Raw genomic sequence first — 15,094 nt, forward strand, 5'->3', positions numbered from 1 at the left:
AGTCTTCGCCACGAAGGAGCCGAGATGACCGACCTGAAAACCGACGAACCGACAACCGACGACGAGGTGGACAAGCCCGTCGACTTGCCCGAAACAGAGCCCGCGGCAGAGTTACCCGAACCTGCCGACTCACCTCGGTCTCCGAAGCGCCTACGCCGACGGCCGTCCGCGTTGGTGTCCGCTCTCGCGGCGGCGTTGATCGGCGCAATCGTCGTTGCCGGAGTGTTCGCATATCAGCTCGAACACCGGCGATCCTTGGACACCTCCCGCACCGAGGCCGTCGATACTGCTCGCACCTTTGCGGTCACCCTGTTCACCTACAGCGCGGATAGTTTCGACACCTATGTGGAGAACGTATTGTCCGGTGCAACAGGGTCATTGGCCGAAACGTTTGCCGAGACCAGTAGTGATCTGCAAGCGACTCTCGTGGAGGCCGGCGCAACATCGACAGCGCAGGTACTCGATATCGCTGCCGAATCCACCGCCATCGACCAGGTGGAAGTATTGGTTATCATCGATCAGACGGCATCGAATGCGACCGTCACCGAACCACGCCAGGCGGTGAATGCCGTGGTGATGACACTCGAAAAGCAGGAAGACGGTAGGTGGTTGACCAGTGACGTCGCCAATCCCAGTGCCGCGCGGTGATACCGACTACGCGTCCTCCACGGGTCCCTATCCGGACGGGCCGCCGCCCGAGGCACTCGAGATCGAGTATCCGGACATCACGCGATTCGGACTCGAAGAGCTGGGCCGCGCGATCTGGATCACCGTCGTGCTGGTTGCGGCCGCAGTCATTGCCATTGTCCGTTGGCCGATCTTCTGGCTCCGCAAACGACGCCGGTTCTCGGTGGCCCTTGCCGAAGGAGTGGTGAAGGGATTCGAGGCGCTGGGGCCGACATTCGTCAAGTTGGGCCAGCTCATGGCGTCGTCGCCCGGGGTGTTTCCTCCGGTTCTGGCCGACGCGTGTTTGCGATTGCTCGATCGGGTTCCTCCCGTTTCGGCACGCAGGGCCCGCCGCGCGATCGAGCGCGACCTGGGCGGCAAGATCGAGGATCTGTTCGACTCGTTCGAGGACGTGCCGTTGTCTGCGGCGTCGGTTGCGCAGGTCCATGCCTGCGTATTGCTGGACGGCCGAAAGGCTGTGGTCAAAGTCCAGCGTCCCGAGATCCGACGGCACATGCGCGTCGATCTCCGGGTGGCGTTCGCCGGAGCCTCGTTGCTGGAGAGATTCTTCGAGTTCTTCCGTATCGCCAATGCGACGGTCATCGTGCGTGAACTCAACGACCTGACCGCCCTCGAACTCAACAGTGCAGCCGAAGCACTGCGGCAGGAGCACTTTCGCGACAATCTGTACGCGTTCGGGGACAACTCCGGTGTGATGGTCCCGGAGATCTACTGGAGCCATTGCGGACCCCGGGTGATCTGTATGGAACGAGTTCACGGAACGCCGGTCGGCCGCATCACACCGGGCGATCTTGTAGGGATCGACTCCGAGCTTCAACTCCGTCGGGGGGTGAAGGTGTGGTTGGAAGCCGTTGTGCTGCACGGCCCGTTCCACGGCGACGTGCATGCGGGCAATCTGTGGTCACTGGACGACGGTCGGGTGGGATTTCTGGACTTCGGGATCGTCGGGGAGTTGCCAGAGGAGTGGCGCGTCGTGCTGCGCGAGATGTTTCGGGCGTCCTTGTTCGACGGCAACTACACCGAAGCTGCGCGACGCATCCGCCTGCTCGGCGTCACCCAGGGAACCACATTGGGCGACAAACTGATCGGCCTGCAGCTGCGGAAGCTGTTCGAGCCGATTCTGGGCCGAGGAGCCGCCCGGATGGACCTCAGCAAGCTGGTCGCTTCTCTGGTGGAGACCGGAAAGCGCTGGGGGGTCTCGACGCCGGAGGAACTGGTGTTGTTCGGGAAGCAGCTGGGGTACTTCGAAAGATACTCGGCCACACTGGCTCCCGAGTGGATACTCGGCCAAGACCTGTTCTTGTTCAAGAACATTCTTCCGGTGGAAGTGGCCGCCGCCGCCCTTGCACGAAACATCACGCTTCCCGACTGAGCCGGCTTCAGAGGTCGGTCGTACCTCTGTTTCCACCAGCGCGCTTCGACAAATACATGAGCTCGTCTGCTCGCGCGAGAATCGACGGGAGCCAGTCGTCGGTCGCCGGCTCCGAATCACCGGAGGCAGGCTCGTATTCCGATATACCGAAGCTCAGGGTTACCGCGACGTCGGCCACACCATGCAGGGCCAGCCCCGCCGAATGGGCAGCAACGGCAGTGAATTCGGCGGATCGCTCCTCGGTGATGTTCGCTCTCGCGGGGACGAGTACCGCAAACTCTTCTCCCCCAGTCCGCGCCACGGCCGCAGGCTCGGGAAAACAGTCGACCAAACTGCGGGCGACGGCTTCGAGAACGAGATCCCCCGCAGCATGGCCGAACCTGTCGTTGATCGTTTTGAAAGCATCGATGTCGAACACGATCACGCTGATCGCTGTTCGTGACAGTCGTGCCATTCGGGCCACAGCTGACGCACGGCCGTACAGACCGCGTCTGTTGAGCAGGCCGGTGAGAGAATCGTAGTTTGCCGAGGCGGCCGCTTCGCGGAGCTCGAACACCGATAGCTGCGTAATGGTCGGAGCGAGCAGCAGAGCCGAGACGAGTACTGCTGCGAAGACCGAGACCGTTGCCGTCGACTGCTGCGGTGATGCCAGCGCGCGGACGATCAGAATGCAGGAGCTCATCAATACCCAACCCTGATGCGCGAGATACACAGTCAGGGTATGAACGCTGCCTGCGTAGCAACCGATGACCGCGAACAAGAACAGCAGCGGCATGGCGGCTACCGCCGACTCGAAGCTGAGTACGAAAACGGTGAGCATGATGTCGGCTACCCAAATGCATTCGCGTGACGCGAACCACGGTGTGTTCGGACGCAGAATCCACCAACACCCCAGGCCTACGGCTCCTGCCCCTACTGCAACGGCGATCCACTGCATACCGCTGAGCAGAGAGAATGGGTCCCCTGCGCGCAACGTCGCCGCCACCACGGCAGCGAAACCGACTGTCATCAGGCCTACCCCGAACGTCGCCCGTATCTGTTGAAAGCGCATGACCAAGCTCACATCTCGCAGTTCACGGAGCCGTGAGTGGCTCGCGAACTCGCCATGCCGGGGCCCTCGAGCGTCAACGAGTGAGGCTCCGAGCCGAAGGCCACGACCGATCCCGCCGCACGCGCAATTCCCGCGATTCCACCCCACACCATCATGGTGAGGTAGTCGATGAGCTCGTCGGCCGTCATTGTCCTGTCGAAGATCCACCAGTGTGCCGCCAATCGGACCGCACCGATCATGGCGAATGCGATCGGGATCGAGCCCTCCGTCGAGAACTCCCGCTCTCGAAATCTTTCGCCGATGACAGTGGCCAGCAACTCTGCGATCAGCTCCTCCGACGCGGTGATGATGTCCTGGTTGCCACCGACCGCATTGTTGGAATGAACGTAGATGTAGATCTCGGGATCGGTGTCGACCGTCGTGACGTAGGCGGTGATCACCGCCCGGGTGAGGGCGTACTCGTCGAGATCCTCGGAAATCGCGTCTTGGATTCGAGGCACCAACGCCGTCTCGACGTATCGCGCCATAGCGGCGTCAGTGAGGCCCTTCTTGTCGGTGAAGTGCTTGTACAACACGGTTTTCGAGACACCGTTCGACGAGGCGATCTCATCGAGACTGATGTCGTGTCCTTGCCGACGAATCGCTGCCAGAGTGCAGTCGAGCAGTTCGCGCCGACGGGCGACCCTGTGATCGCGCCACCGATGACTGCGCCCGTCGACCTTTTCCGTTGCACTCACGCCGACTGTGAGACGGTTCGCGATCCCCTCAACAGAATCGACGCCACCAGCTCCGGATCGTCCGACATCGGCACGTGCCCGAGTCCCGGATACGTTCGAACCTCCGCCTGCGGAAAGATTTTGCGCACCAACGGTGCCTGATACACCGGCAGTACCCAATCGCGACGCCCCCACGCGACGGTGATAGGAACGTCCTCGTCGACCGGGATGCTGAAGCGCGGCACTGCGTTACCAGCTGCGTCGATGGCACGATTGGTGGTAATGCTGAGCGCGTCGATGGTCGCGGTTGCCGCGGGAACTCGCCACGGCTTGGCGTAGAAGACTCCGTTGGCGATCGTGCGGCCCACGACCGAACGCATCACGGCCGGTGCGATCGGACTGATGACTCGGGACAATGCTCGCAGTAGACGAAACACCAGTAGCGCACGCGTCTGATCCCATTGTCCGCGAAAGAAACCCGCCGGAGAGAGCGCGGTGGCAGAGGCGACCGCCCCGCGGGCAGCGAGTTCGAGTGCGAAGTATCCACCCAAGGAATTCCCGGCCACGTGCGGTTTCTCGCCGTCCACGGACACGTGCTCGAGAAATCGCTCCAACTCCGCGACTATCCACGGGCCGAGGTCGAATTCTTCGGTGGGGAGGTCCGGAGAATCGCCGTGGCCCGGCAGGTCCACCGTCACCACGCGCCGGTGACGCGCCAGCGCCTCGACGACGCTGTCCCAGGCATGTTGGCGATGAACTATTCCGTGGATCAGCACCAAGGTGGGCCCCTCACCGCGGATGGTGTGCGCGAGCCCGGAGCCGTCGATTTCGAAAGTCATTGCGATCCAATCTCTTCTGGTCTACGCGGAGCGAACGTCTACTGCCTCGGGGCCGACCACCCTCGTAGGCACAGTCCGCCCGAACGTCATCGATTCCGTGAGATCGTCGAACCGCGCGTCGATTCTGTCGAGAATATAGTTCTGTCGAACCGACCAGGGACGTTCGGTCCCCGATTTCGGTAGCTCGTCGAGGGACCGGGTGACGTATCCCGACGCGAGGTTCACTACTGGGCGAGATTCCACCGGTTTACCCGCCCGGTCCGGAATCGCGTGGGTGTAGCCGTGAGATCGCATGTACAGAAGCAGCTTTGCCACAGCCTGAGCCGTCATGTCGGCTTTGAGTGTCCACGACGCATTCGTGTACCCGATGCACCAGGCGACGTTGGGCACGTCTTCGAGCATGTGGCCCTTGTAGACGAACTTGTCGTGCACTCCGAACGGCTGCCCGTCCAGGGACAGTTCGATGCCGCCGAATGCTTGGAGCTTCAATCCCGTTGCGGTGACGATGATGTCGGCTTCGATCTCGTCACCGGATTCCAGGGTGATGCCGTCGGCGGTCACCCTGGCGATCCGGTCGGTCACCACGGTCGCGCGCCGCGATCGAATGGCCTTGAAAAGATCGCCGTCTGGCACGACACACAGCCGTTGGTCCCACGGGTTATAGGTTGGGTTGAAGTGCTTGTCGACGTCGTACCCTCGCGGCAGTTGGGCTTTCGTCATCGCCCGGAAAACCCGGCGAGCGGTTTTCGGTGCGCGACGGCACAGCTGATACGAACCGACCATCAACAGTGCGTTGCGCCATCGCAGCGCACTGTGGGCAATCGCGTCCGGTAGTACCCGCTGCGTGATCGTGGTGAACGGATCCGTCATCGGCAGCGAGGCGATGTAGGTCGGCGAACGCTGCAGCATCGTCACCGACGCGGCGTCAGCCGCGAGCGAGGGCACCAACGTGATGGCGGTTGCACCACTTCCGATCACGACGACCTTCTTGCCGGAGTGGTCGAGACTCTCGGGCCACTGCTGGGGATGCACGATCTGCCCGGTGAACTCGTCCGCCCCGGGCAGGTCGGGGGTATACCCACCCGAATAGTCGAAGTAGCCGGTGCACAGGAATACGAAACGGCTGCGGTAGGTCCGCGGAACGCCGCCCGAAAGCGACTCGACTGTCCACAGATCCGTCGACGAATCCCAGTTCGCCGAGATGACCGAGGTCGAGAAGTGAGTGTGTTCGTCGATGCCGTTGGCGTAGGCGGTATCGACGATGTAGTTGCGGATGTCCTCGCCATGGGCGAGCAGAGTGTCACCCTGCCACGGCGTGTGCGGGAACGAGAAAGTGAAGATGTCGCTGTCCGAACGAATTCCGGGATACCGGAACAGATCCCAGGTACCGCCGGCTCGCTCACGACCTTCCAGGATGGCGTAGCTGAGCTCCGGTGCCATCTGCTGCAAGCGGTACGCCGCTCCGACGCCCGAAATCCCGGCCCCGACGATGAGAACGTCCTTGAAGTTGTCGGCAGAACCGTCGACCTCTGGCCATCGACCTGTGCTCTTCTTCACGCCACGCCTCGCTGTCTCGCCGAACACCATCGAGGTTCGGCCGAATGTCCAGCGAAACCGCGACTAACACCGAATAATGTGCCATTGCTGAATGGTGATGTCAATGTCACCGTTCAGCAATGGCACTCGACGCGTCAGCCGTCGACCGAATGACCATCAGCTACCTGGGAAGTCTGCGGGCAACGGCGCGAAGTCGGCCTTGATTTTCGGGCCCGGAGGAAGACCACGCAGCACCGCCGAGATCCACGCGAGCGCAGGCGGATAGCTGACAGTCACAGCGGTGATGTGCTCGGGGGCGGTGGTGTAGAAGCGCAGATCGGCACCGCCGTCCCAGTATTTCTGGACGGTGGGGAGCACTCCCGATGGCGGGACCAATTCGTCCCACACGCCGTGCCACCACAGCAGCGGACTGTCCGGGATCGCCTTGCCCAAGCTGTTGTCGGCGAGCACTCTCATGATTCCCGGCTGGGTCTCGATCGACTTTCCGGGTTGAAAGTATTCGCTCATCGGTCGGTACATCCCGGTCAGGGCGGCGGTGTACACACATCTACTCCGCAGGTCCTGCACAATCTGCCGACTTTCCGTGGTGAGCAGATCGGCGGTGTCGAACTCTTCGGGATATTCGCGAGACAGGGCCGCGAGACCGAGCCACATCAGGAACGACGAGATTCCGGTGACGCCCGGTCGTGGATACAGTGCGTACCTGGCTATTTCGGTGAGATCGGCGGGAGTGCCACCGAAGGCAGTGCCGACCAGTTCCACATCGGGCGCGTAGGACTGCCGCCGTTCGGCGGCGCGGATCGAGGCCGAGCCGCCGCCCGAGTACCCGTAGAGGGCGAAGCGCGAATCGGTGAGCCCGAGCGAGGGGTCATTCTTGACTGCCCGCAGGCTGTCGAGAACCATGTTGCCTTCGTCGAACGTGTTGAAGGTGTTGAACTTTCCGTCGAAGTCCGGCATGTTTACAGCGAAACCCTGCGCCAGCCACCCGGCCAGCAGCGCCGATTCCTTCATGGTGCCGACCTGCAGAGTATGCGAGGGATTGCACGACGAATCCGTGGCATCGATCGCCTCCTGATACGACACCACCGGGCGGGGTCCACCGACCCACGGAATCCCGGGGACGATGACCGAGGTGGCCGTCACGATCGGACCGCCGTGCACGTCGGTGCTGCGGTACAGCAATTGGCGGGTGTAGACGGGAAACGGAATTCCTAGTAATCGGGTCTGCACTTCTCGCGACCGCACGATCTGACCGGGTGCGTAGTCGCCGATGCCCGACGGGTCGTCGTACCACGAGTCCTGGTCGGGTACCGAAATCGGCAGTACGTCGTAGATCTGCGGCTCGGTCGGCAATTGGGGCAGCTGATTCTGACCGAGAGGAAACGACGGCGGGAAACCGGGATTCGCCGCTGCGACGCCGGCCCCACTCATCACGACGGCAGTCACTACCACTGCAACTATCGCGGCCCGCTTGATTCGGTACATGGTTCGTTGCCGTCCGGTCGTCCATGCGTGCAGGACTGCGCGCCGGCCTGACTGTAAGCCGCGCCACATCAAAGTGGCAATACATATTTTCGCTTTTGTGACATCACCCAAACTGCCTTCGACGCCGGTCAGTAGGCTCGACTCGTGTCCGAGAGGAAATATGCAGGCCGGTCTCCGCAGGAGCGGTCCTCCGAACGCATCGTCCGACTGATGGACACTGCGGTCACTCTGTTCGGCACGCACGGATACGCCGCGACGACCATCGGCATGCTCTGCTCCGGATCGAACGTGTCCACTCGACACTTCTATCGCGAAATCGGAAGCCGCTCGGAGCTACTGAAGAAGATCGTCACCACCATGAACGAGGAGGGCGAGCGCGCGGCGAGAGAAGCCCTGACCGACGACGGGCGGCAGTCGGCTTCGGCATCGATCGAGACGGCTATTCGTGCGTACCTCGCCGTGACCTGCCGTACCCGCATGGCGGCCCGGGTCTGCTACGTCGAAGTCGTCGGCGTCAGCACCGATATCGAGCTGTGGCGGATTCACCAGCGAGAGGTGATCGTCGAGATGTTCGGCGCGCTCGCGGAAGCTGCAGCGGCGCGCGGAGAATTGCCGGGCCGCAACTATCGACTGGTCGTTCTCGCGATCATCGGTGCCGCCAACATCTTTGCTCAGGAGTGGGCGCTCTCGGACTCCACCGATTCGACGTTCACCCCATATGTCGACACCCTGGTCGAACTCACCAAGGCCGCTCTCGCGGCGGTCACCGATCGACCGACCACCGAACCCGCCTCCACGTAGTGACCCAGAACACGCACGGTCGGACGTATGTTTCGGAGCGGCCGATTCGACTCATACTTATCGGCGTTGCATCTGACGCCCCAAGCTCCGGGTACCCGGAGACGACCTACACGAAAGAGGTACGCACCGATGGCCGACTTCACCGACAAGGCTCAGCACAAGGCAGAGGAACTGGCCGGGACTGCAAAGGAGACGGCCGGCGAGGTCACCGGTGACGACAGCCTTCGCGCCGAAGGTGCCACCGATCAGGCGAAGGCCAACACCCACCAGGCCGCCGACAAGGTGTCCGATGCCGCAGAGAGCGCCGCCGACTCCGCAGCCGGTGCCGCCAAGGAGGCCAAGCACGCCGCCGCAGACGTCACCGAGAAGGCCGCCGACGTGGTCGAAGACGTGGCCGAAGACCTCGAGGAGACCATCGAGAACAAGGTCGGCAACGTCGACGCCGAGGATGTGAAGGACAAGGCCTCCCAGGTCGCCGACAAGGCAGCCGACAAGGCCTCTGCCGTCGCCGACGACGTCATGAACAAATTTCCCCGCATCGACAGCGAGGATGTGGCCGAGGCCGCGAAGGTCGGCACTCCGGTCATCGCAGCCATCGCAGCAGCCGCCGGCGCAGTCGCATTCGTGCTGATTCGTCGACGCAACCGTCGCCGCAGCGCCGTGCACCTGTTCGTGCCCTCGAAGCGCACCACCCGCAAACTCGCCAAGAAGGCCCGCAAGCACAGCTTCTGAAGGTAAGTACACAAAAGCCCCGCCTCGATCGAGGCGGGGCTTTCGGCGTCTCTACAGCGGTTTGAGCGCACGGCTGGGCACCCAGTGCGTGACGGTTTCACTGCGGTCTCGCGACATCAGCTCGTACGTGACGCGGCCCAGCCAGTCTCCGTCCACGGTGATGGACCATTCGACCAGATCGCCCGGCACCACGCGTCGCACATCGAATCCTTCGGGATTGAATTTCGACGCGTGGTGGGGCGGCAGTGGGTAGAGGATGTTGAGGTCGATCCATACCTTCAGCGGTGGCCGGAGCAACTTGAAGGGGCGCATGGCGGACGGCGGTCGAGGGTGCGCGCGCCGTGCCATCGTTCGATCATACGTTCGATCGGACCGTCGATCCACCTGCCCCGACTACGAACAACGGCCCCTCGCACGTGATGTGCGAGGGGCCGTAGTCGTGTACGAGGATCAGAGGCCGAGCGACCCTGCCAGGAACGGCCAGGACTTGTGCAGGTCGTCCTCCCAGTAGCCCCACGAGTGGTTACCGACGGTCCGGAAGTCCACCGTCGCGGGGATTCCGAGCTGGTCGAGACGCTTGGCCAGGTTGGACGTGCAGTAGTTGGTGGCGACCTCGATGCCACCGCCGACGATGACCTGGTTGGCAAGGACAGCCGGGTCGTTGTCCAGGCGCGGGTTGGCAAACGTGTCGTTCGGTGCACCGGGCAGGCCACTGCCGGTGCTCATGTAGATCTGCGTTCCGCGGAGCTTCTCTGCGTTGAGCAGCGGGTCGTTCTCACGCCACACCGGTCCGTCGAGCGGTCCCCACATGTTTTCGACGTTGCCGCCGCCGTAGGTCTCGACGACGAGCTTGACGAACTGCTGGCCGATCGGGTCGGAGGTCTGAGCGCAACCGCTGTATGCCGCGACGCCGGTGAACTTGCCCGGATACTTGATCGCGATGTTGAGGACCGAGGTACCCGTCATGGACAGCGCGGCGAGCGACTGACGACCGTTGGTGTCGAACTGGGCGTCGATCAGCGGGGGCAGCTCTTCACCGAGGAAGGTGCTCCACTTGTTGGTACCGAGCTTCGGGTCGTCTTTCAACCAGTCGGTGTAGTACGACCACTTGCCCTTCTGCGGGGTCACGACGAAGGCGTTCTTGTCGGCGAAAAATGCCTCGGCATCGGTCTGCGACTGCCACGAAGCCGAATCCTCGCCGCCGCCTGCACCGTTGAGCAGGTACAGCACCGGGCGAGACACGCTGTCGTCGGCGGGCAGTTGCACCGTGACCGGGATGGTGCGGCTCATCGACGCGGAGAACACCTCGAGCTGAACCTGCTTGTTGTCGAGGGTATTCACCGACTCGATCCGCGATCCGTTGCTCGACTGCGTCGTCGTAGCAGGCAGTTCGTCCGCAGACGCGACGGGCGTCATCAGCGCGGTCGGAAGAATCGCCACTGCGAGGGCGACGGCCGTAGCCGAACCGATTCGCCGGAAGCCGTGTCGTCGAGATCGTGGCACGCTGTTTCACCTTTTCGTCGAGTTAACCCGGTCGAGTTCCTACATCGGCCGAAGATGAGGTGACGTTACCTCGAGCAAACCGCCCGAGCGTTATGGACCGGACGAATACGAGATGCGATCGTGATGCTCGCGCTCGCCCCTGCGAATGACGAACAGGCAACCCACGACGACGATCACCGCGACCACCACACCGACGGGAAGCGGCGAAGACAACCAGACAACGGGAGGAACGTAGTCATCGGGCGTCCCGTCCGTCCACCCGAACTCTCGCGGCGGCACCGGAGCCGAGACCCAGAACAACGTCAGCGCGAAGGGAAGGAGGGGCGTGATGGTCGACGCCACCGTGCGCGCCGACTGCATCGATCCGACGGCCACGCCGAGGGCAATGGGATACACGGTGCAGTAGACAACGGTTCCAACGACATTGACCGAGCTCTCCCCCACCGGAACAAGACCGGTGGCCGTCACCACGGCCAACACCCCGAGCGCGGCGGTGGACAGGTCTCGCCGCAGACCCACCGCTACCGCTGCCACGAACAACGACGCGGCAATGATCAGCACCCACCACGACGCATGCGACCAACCCAACGCATTGACTCCGGACGCGGCGATCGCCAACCCCAGCATCAGGTACCGGCGGTCTCGGCCGTCCAGATCGACTGCGCCACCGTAAGTCAGCGCGGCCACGATCACCACCGCGAACAGCCACATTCGCACCGTCGACGTCGTATTGCCGAGATAGGTGTAGACGACCAGGTAGACGAACGCGAGCACCAGAACGACCACCGCATCCGCCGCCTCGAAACGAACCGCGGGTGCGCGCAGCACCACCACCACCAGAACGACCGCGGTCGCGAGAAGTACAACGAGAGGGACCGTGGATTCGACGTACATCGGACCCAAGCCATCCATCCACCGCCCGATACGCGGTGGGCGCAGTGCAGAGATCGCGCCGTAGAACAGCATCGAACGCAGCAGACCCACCGCGAGCGCGGCCGAGGGAATTCGACGTCCGGCCGCGATGCGCCCGCACACGCCCACCAGAACACCGGCCCCGATGGCGTTGGTGGTGACGGCCTGATTGGCCGCGATCGGCACGAACGAGGGCAACGCCACGATGACCGAGCCGAACACCACAGCCGCTGCCGCCAGCACTGGGGAGCGTCGAGACTGTACGACGGCCAACACGATCACGGCGGACATGACGGCGAGCGTGCCTGCCCACTGCGCGGTGACGAACGCCCCGAACCATTTCCCCGACGACTCGATGTAGTACGAATCCCAGCCGAGCGATTCCCGAATCGAATACCCGGCAATGAATCCGCCGCACACCGTTGCCACACCCGGCCCGTAGCGATCCACGGCAATCACGAGTTCACCTTAGAGGTGTTCCCCGGCATCGGCTGATTCGCACCTGATTGTTCGCTATCGTCGTCCGGCGGCGGGTTCCCGCCGATCAGCGACGACAGTGAACCGTGGGGCCCGCTCAGTTGTACGGTTTGCGAGCACTTTCCGGATCGCCGTAGGTGATGGCGCGTTCGCGTCGGGTTCCGGTGGCAAGGGTTGCCGCCCAGTTCATCAGCGTCCCGATGCGATTGCGGTTGCCGGCCAGGAACGCGATGTGGATGACGCCCCACGACACCCATCCGGGGAATCCGGACATCTTCAGCGGTCCGGCCTGTACCAGCGCGTGCCCGCGGGCTATGTAGGCCGCGGTGCCGAGATCGCGGTACTTGAAATCCGAACGCGCAGAACCGGATAGATCGGCTGCGATCGCTGAGCCCGCTGCTTTCCCACCCTGCATCGCCACTTCCGCGACGCCTGCAAGTTTGTTCAGCGACATGATATCTCCGACGACGAAGACGTTGCGGTGTCCCGGAATCGACAGGTCGGGCTGCACGGCGATACGTCCCGATCGGTCCTGTTCGACGCCCATCGCGTCGGCCAGCTGTTTCACGAACGGGACGGCCTCGACGCCTGCCGTCCACAGCACGGTGCGAGTGTCGTAGCGGGTCACGGTCTTCGGTTCGGCCTTCGCCGTCACCTCGACATCGGTTCCGGTGACATCGGTGACGTGCACACCGAGATGGGTTTCCACGCCGACGGCGTCGAGGGTGCGCTGCGCCTTGTCGGTCAGCGAATCCGAAAAGGATTCGAGCACACGCTCGCCGCCGTGAAAAAGTAGCACGCGCGCTTCCGACGGGTGGATCGAATCGAACTCCTTCGCCAGCGCTCTGGTGGCGAGTTCTCTTATCTGACCGGCCAATTCGACGCCCGTCGGCCCGCCCCCTGCCACGGTGAACGTGAGCCACGGGCGACGCTCCTCGGGCGTGGGGAGGGATTCGGCCATCTCGAAGGCGGAGATCAACTTTCGCCTGATCGCGAGAGCATCGTCGAGGGTCTTCATCCCCGGTGCCCACTGCACGTATTCATCGTGCCCGTGATACGCCTGCTGCATCCCTACCGCGACGACGAGGTAGTCGTAGGGCAGCTCGAACGTCGACCCGTCGAAGCGGCTCGCGGTCACCACTCCCCCGTCACCGTCGGCGGTCACCGTCGTCGCTTCACCCAGCACGACGTGCACGTTCTTCTGCTTACGCAACAGATGTCGGAGCGGGCTGGCGATCGAGCCCTCGGACACCAAACCGGTGGCGCACTGATAGAGCAACGGCTGAAAAACGTGGGAGGTGCCGCGCTCGAGCACGGTGACATCGACGTCCTCTTTGCGCAGACGTCGCGCGGCATGGAGTCCGCCGAATCCGCCGCCGAGCACCACAACACGTGGACGTGCCATCTGAACGTTCTCCCTCGGACCGACCCGCGAGGATGGATTCCCCGCGGGTCACACCCTACTCGAGTTGGTCGACGGGTAGATCTGCTGAAATGCGCGCTGACAGGAACCAGGTCAGCCGAGCAGCTTCTGCATCGTGTCGATCTCCTGCTGCTGGGTAGCGACGATGCTGCGGGCCATCTCCAGTGCGTCAGGGTTGGAACCGTCCGCAATTTCGACGTTCGCCATCTCTATTGCGCCGGCGTGATGGCCGATCATCATCGTCAACCACGCTCGATCGAACTCCGCACCCGACAGAGCGGTCAAACCATCCATGTCCTGACGGGACATCATGCCGCCGGCCGAGTTGTGGTCCATCTCGCCCATCTGGCCCATGCCGTTCGACTCACCCATGTCGCCCATATCGCCCATGCCGTTCGACTCACCCATGCCGCCCATATCGCCCATATCGGACTCGGGTGCGGATTGGCCCCATTCGGTGAGCCACTCGGTCATCTGATCCATCTCGGGCTGTTGCGCGGCCTCGATCGATGACGCCAACGTCCGAATGTCGGCGTTGTCGGTGCGACCCTCGACCATCGCCGCCATCTCGACGGCCTGGTCGTGGTGCGGATACATTTCCCGCGCGAACGTCACGTCCGCATCGTTGAACTGGGCCGAGGTCGACGAGGGCGAGTTCCCCGCATCCGCGGAATCCGATGGGGTGTCGCTGCAGCCGGCGACGAGGAATGCGCTCACGGTGGCAACAGCCAACGTAGCGACCAGTTTTGTACGCATGTGAATTTCCTTGCAAGAGTGTCGAACAGAGGGAATGAACTGTCTGTCGATCCGCCGGTGAACGTGCGTCCACCGGTCTCCCTGTCACACTCGCAAGGTCACCGATCTGTCCAACTCCCAGAGAGTCCAAGGCGGCGCCCGCTCCGAGGTGAACTCGGCATGACCGCCGATGCCGCCCGCGATGCCGAGCGTGACATCGACGCCGCTGCTCGTCGCAGGTACGGACAGCGCAGGCCACGACACCGTGGTGCCTGCGCAGGGATGCATCATCTGATGCGCCGACGGACAGATGGGCTCGACGGCACCCGCCGATATCGAGCTCTCGTGGTGGGACATCGACACCATTGCGGCATGTTCCCCGCTCACCATGGTCGTCGGTGTCACCGAATGCATCAGGAGCACTCCGAAAATCGACAGCGCAATCAGCACTGTCTTCGCTGCGACATGACCCCGGCGGCCGTGTCGAACCACTGAGTGCATGTCATCGACGATAGCAGTGATACCCCCCAGGGGTAATTCACGGGACTTCCGCCACCAGCCGAGGGACTTCCGCCTCTGTCGGTGACGGTCCGACCCCGCGATGCTCGAGAGGTCTTCACTCACGAAAGTCAAGGGACGGGAATTCGTCATGAATGCATCGACACGGGTCGTCGTCGGAGTCGACGGATCTGCCGCATCGTTCGACGCGGTCCGCTGGGCAACGCACGAGGCTGTTCGACGCCACGCCCCGCTCGAAGTCATCACGTCGTCGCTGTTCGCACCGGGCACCTACGGCGACGCCGT

The 15,094-nt window shown here is 63.1% G+C and carries 15 protein-coding genes and 1 pseudogene; 5 read left to right on the top strand and 11 right to left on the bottom strand.

Features of this window, described 5'->3' with window-relative positions; translation table 11 throughout:
• Positions 1 to 24 precede the first annotated feature (24 nt).
• Together RHODMAR_RS00770 and RHODMAR_RS00775 are read left to right on the top strand one after the other, a co-directional pair.
• Positions 25 to 648, top strand: a complete 624-nt coding sequence (locus RHODMAR_RS00770) for a hypothetical protein (protein WP_008710181.1) — start codon at positions 25 to 27, stop codon at positions 646 to 648.
• Positions 617 to 2,059, top strand: coding sequence for an ABC1 kinase family protein (locus tag RHODMAR_RS00775; protein ID WP_232433532.1), 1,443 nt, complete (start codon positions 617 to 619; stop codon positions 2,057 to 2,059). The genes RHODMAR_RS00770 and RHODMAR_RS00775 overlap by 32 nt, the downstream gene beginning before the upstream one ends.
• Positions 2,060 to 2,066: 7 nt before the next feature.
• On the opposite strand, the gene RHODMAR_RS00780 is transcribed toward RHODMAR_RS00775, so the two are convergent.
• The 5 genes from RHODMAR_RS00780 to RHODMAR_RS00800 all read right to left on the bottom strand — a co-directional run bounded on the left by RHODMAR_RS00780 (position 2,067) and on the right by RHODMAR_RS00800 (position 7,707).
• Positions 2,067 to 3,068 (bottom strand): GGDEF domain-containing protein, encoded by a 1,002-nt coding sequence (locus RHODMAR_RS00780; RefSeq protein ID WP_157225923.1) that lies wholly within the window; start codon positions 3,066 to 3,068, stop codon positions 2,067 to 2,069.
• 50 nt (positions 3,069 to 3,118) lie between these two features.
• Entirely contained in the window at positions 3,119 to 3,847 is a 729-nt protein-coding gene (locus RHODMAR_RS00785) for a TetR/AcrR family transcriptional regulator (protein WP_008710188.1), read from the bottom strand.
• Positions 3,844 to 4,665, bottom strand: a complete 822-nt coding sequence (locus tag RHODMAR_RS00790; protein ID WP_008710189.1) for an alpha/beta fold hydrolase — start codon at positions 4,663 to 4,665, stop codon at positions 3,844 to 3,846. The genes RHODMAR_RS00785 and RHODMAR_RS00790 overlap by 4 nt, the downstream gene beginning before the upstream one ends.
• 21 nt (positions 4,666 to 4,686) lie before the next feature.
• Positions 4,687 to 6,222 carry a flavin-containing monooxygenase gene (locus RHODMAR_RS00795; protein ID WP_232433533.1) on the bottom strand — a complete coding sequence of 512 codons (1,536 nt, stop codon included), beginning with the start codon at positions 6,220 to 6,222 and terminating at the stop codon, positions 4,687 to 4,689.
• Between the two features lie 156 nt (positions 6,223 to 6,378).
• Complete coding sequence (locus RHODMAR_RS00800) at positions 6,379 to 7,707, bottom strand: lipase family protein (protein ID WP_008710194.1); 1,329 nt, start codon at positions 7,705 to 7,707, stop codon at positions 6,379 to 6,381.
• A 144-nt stretch (positions 7,708 to 7,851) separates the two neighbouring features.
• On the opposite strand from RHODMAR_RS00800, the gene RHODMAR_RS00805 reads away from it, so the two are divergent.
• Both RHODMAR_RS00805 and RHODMAR_RS29525 read left to right on the top strand, forming a co-directional pair.
• A complete protein-coding gene (locus RHODMAR_RS00805) occupies positions 7,852 to 8,508 on the top strand; it encodes a TetR/AcrR family transcriptional regulator (protein ID WP_008710196.1) in 657 nt (218 codons plus the stop codon).
• A gap of 129 nt (positions 8,509 to 8,637) precedes the next feature.
• Positions 8,638 to 9,240, top strand: coding sequence for a CsbD family protein (locus RHODMAR_RS29525; RefSeq protein WP_008710198.1), 603 nt, complete (start codon positions 8,638 to 8,640; stop codon positions 9,238 to 9,240).
• A gap of 51 nt (positions 9,241 to 9,291) precedes the next feature.
• Here RHODMAR_RS29525 and RHODMAR_RS00815 read toward each other — a convergent pair whose 3' ends face one another.
• From RHODMAR_RS00815 to RHODMAR_RS00840, 6 genes are all read right to left on the bottom strand, one after another.
• Positions 9,292 to 9,588 carry a hypothetical protein gene (locus RHODMAR_RS00815; protein ID WP_051047694.1) on the bottom strand — a complete coding sequence of 99 codons (297 nt, stop codon included), beginning with the start codon at positions 9,586 to 9,588 and terminating at the stop codon, positions 9,292 to 9,294.
• A 102-nt stretch (positions 9,589 to 9,690) separates the two neighbouring features.
• Entirely contained in the window at positions 9,691 to 10,743 is a 1,053-nt protein-coding gene (locus RHODMAR_RS00820; protein ID WP_042937396.1) for an alpha/beta hydrolase, read from the bottom strand.
• 90 nt (positions 10,744 to 10,833) lie between these two features.
• A complete protein-coding gene (locus RHODMAR_RS00825) occupies positions 10,834 to 12,114 on the bottom strand; it encodes a hypothetical protein (RefSeq protein WP_008710203.1) in 1,281 nt (426 codons plus the stop codon).
• Positions 12,115 to 12,229: 115 nt separating this feature from the next.
• Positions 12,230 to 13,537: an NAD(P)/FAD-dependent oxidoreductase gene (locus RHODMAR_RS00830; RefSeq protein ID WP_008710205.1), complete on the bottom strand. Its 1,308-nt coding sequence runs from the start codon at positions 13,535 to 13,537 to the stop codon at positions 12,230 to 12,232.
• Positions 13,538 to 13,648: 111 nt separating this feature from the next.
• Positions 13,649 to 14,311, bottom strand: a complete 663-nt coding sequence (locus RHODMAR_RS00835) for a DUF305 domain-containing protein (RefSeq protein WP_008710209.1) — start codon at positions 14,309 to 14,311, stop codon at positions 13,649 to 13,651.
• A gap of 84 nt (positions 14,312 to 14,395) precedes the next feature.
• Entirely contained in the window at positions 14,396 to 14,791 is a 396-nt protein-coding gene (locus RHODMAR_RS00840; protein ID WP_042937399.1) for a hypothetical protein, read from the bottom strand.
• A gap of 148 nt (positions 14,792 to 14,939) precedes the next feature.
• Here RHODMAR_RS00840 and RHODMAR_RS29355 point away from each other — a divergent pair.
• Positions 14,940 to 15,011, top strand: a pseudogene (locus tag RHODMAR_RS29355) (hypothetical protein); the annotation flags it as partial.
• Positions 15,012 to 15,094: the final 83 nt, after the last annotated feature.

Origin of the sequence: Rhodococcus sp. AW25M09, from assembly GCF_000333955.1 — a bacterium.
GTDB lineage: Bacteria > Actinomycetota > Actinomycetes > Mycobacteriales > Mycobacteriaceae > Rhodococcoides.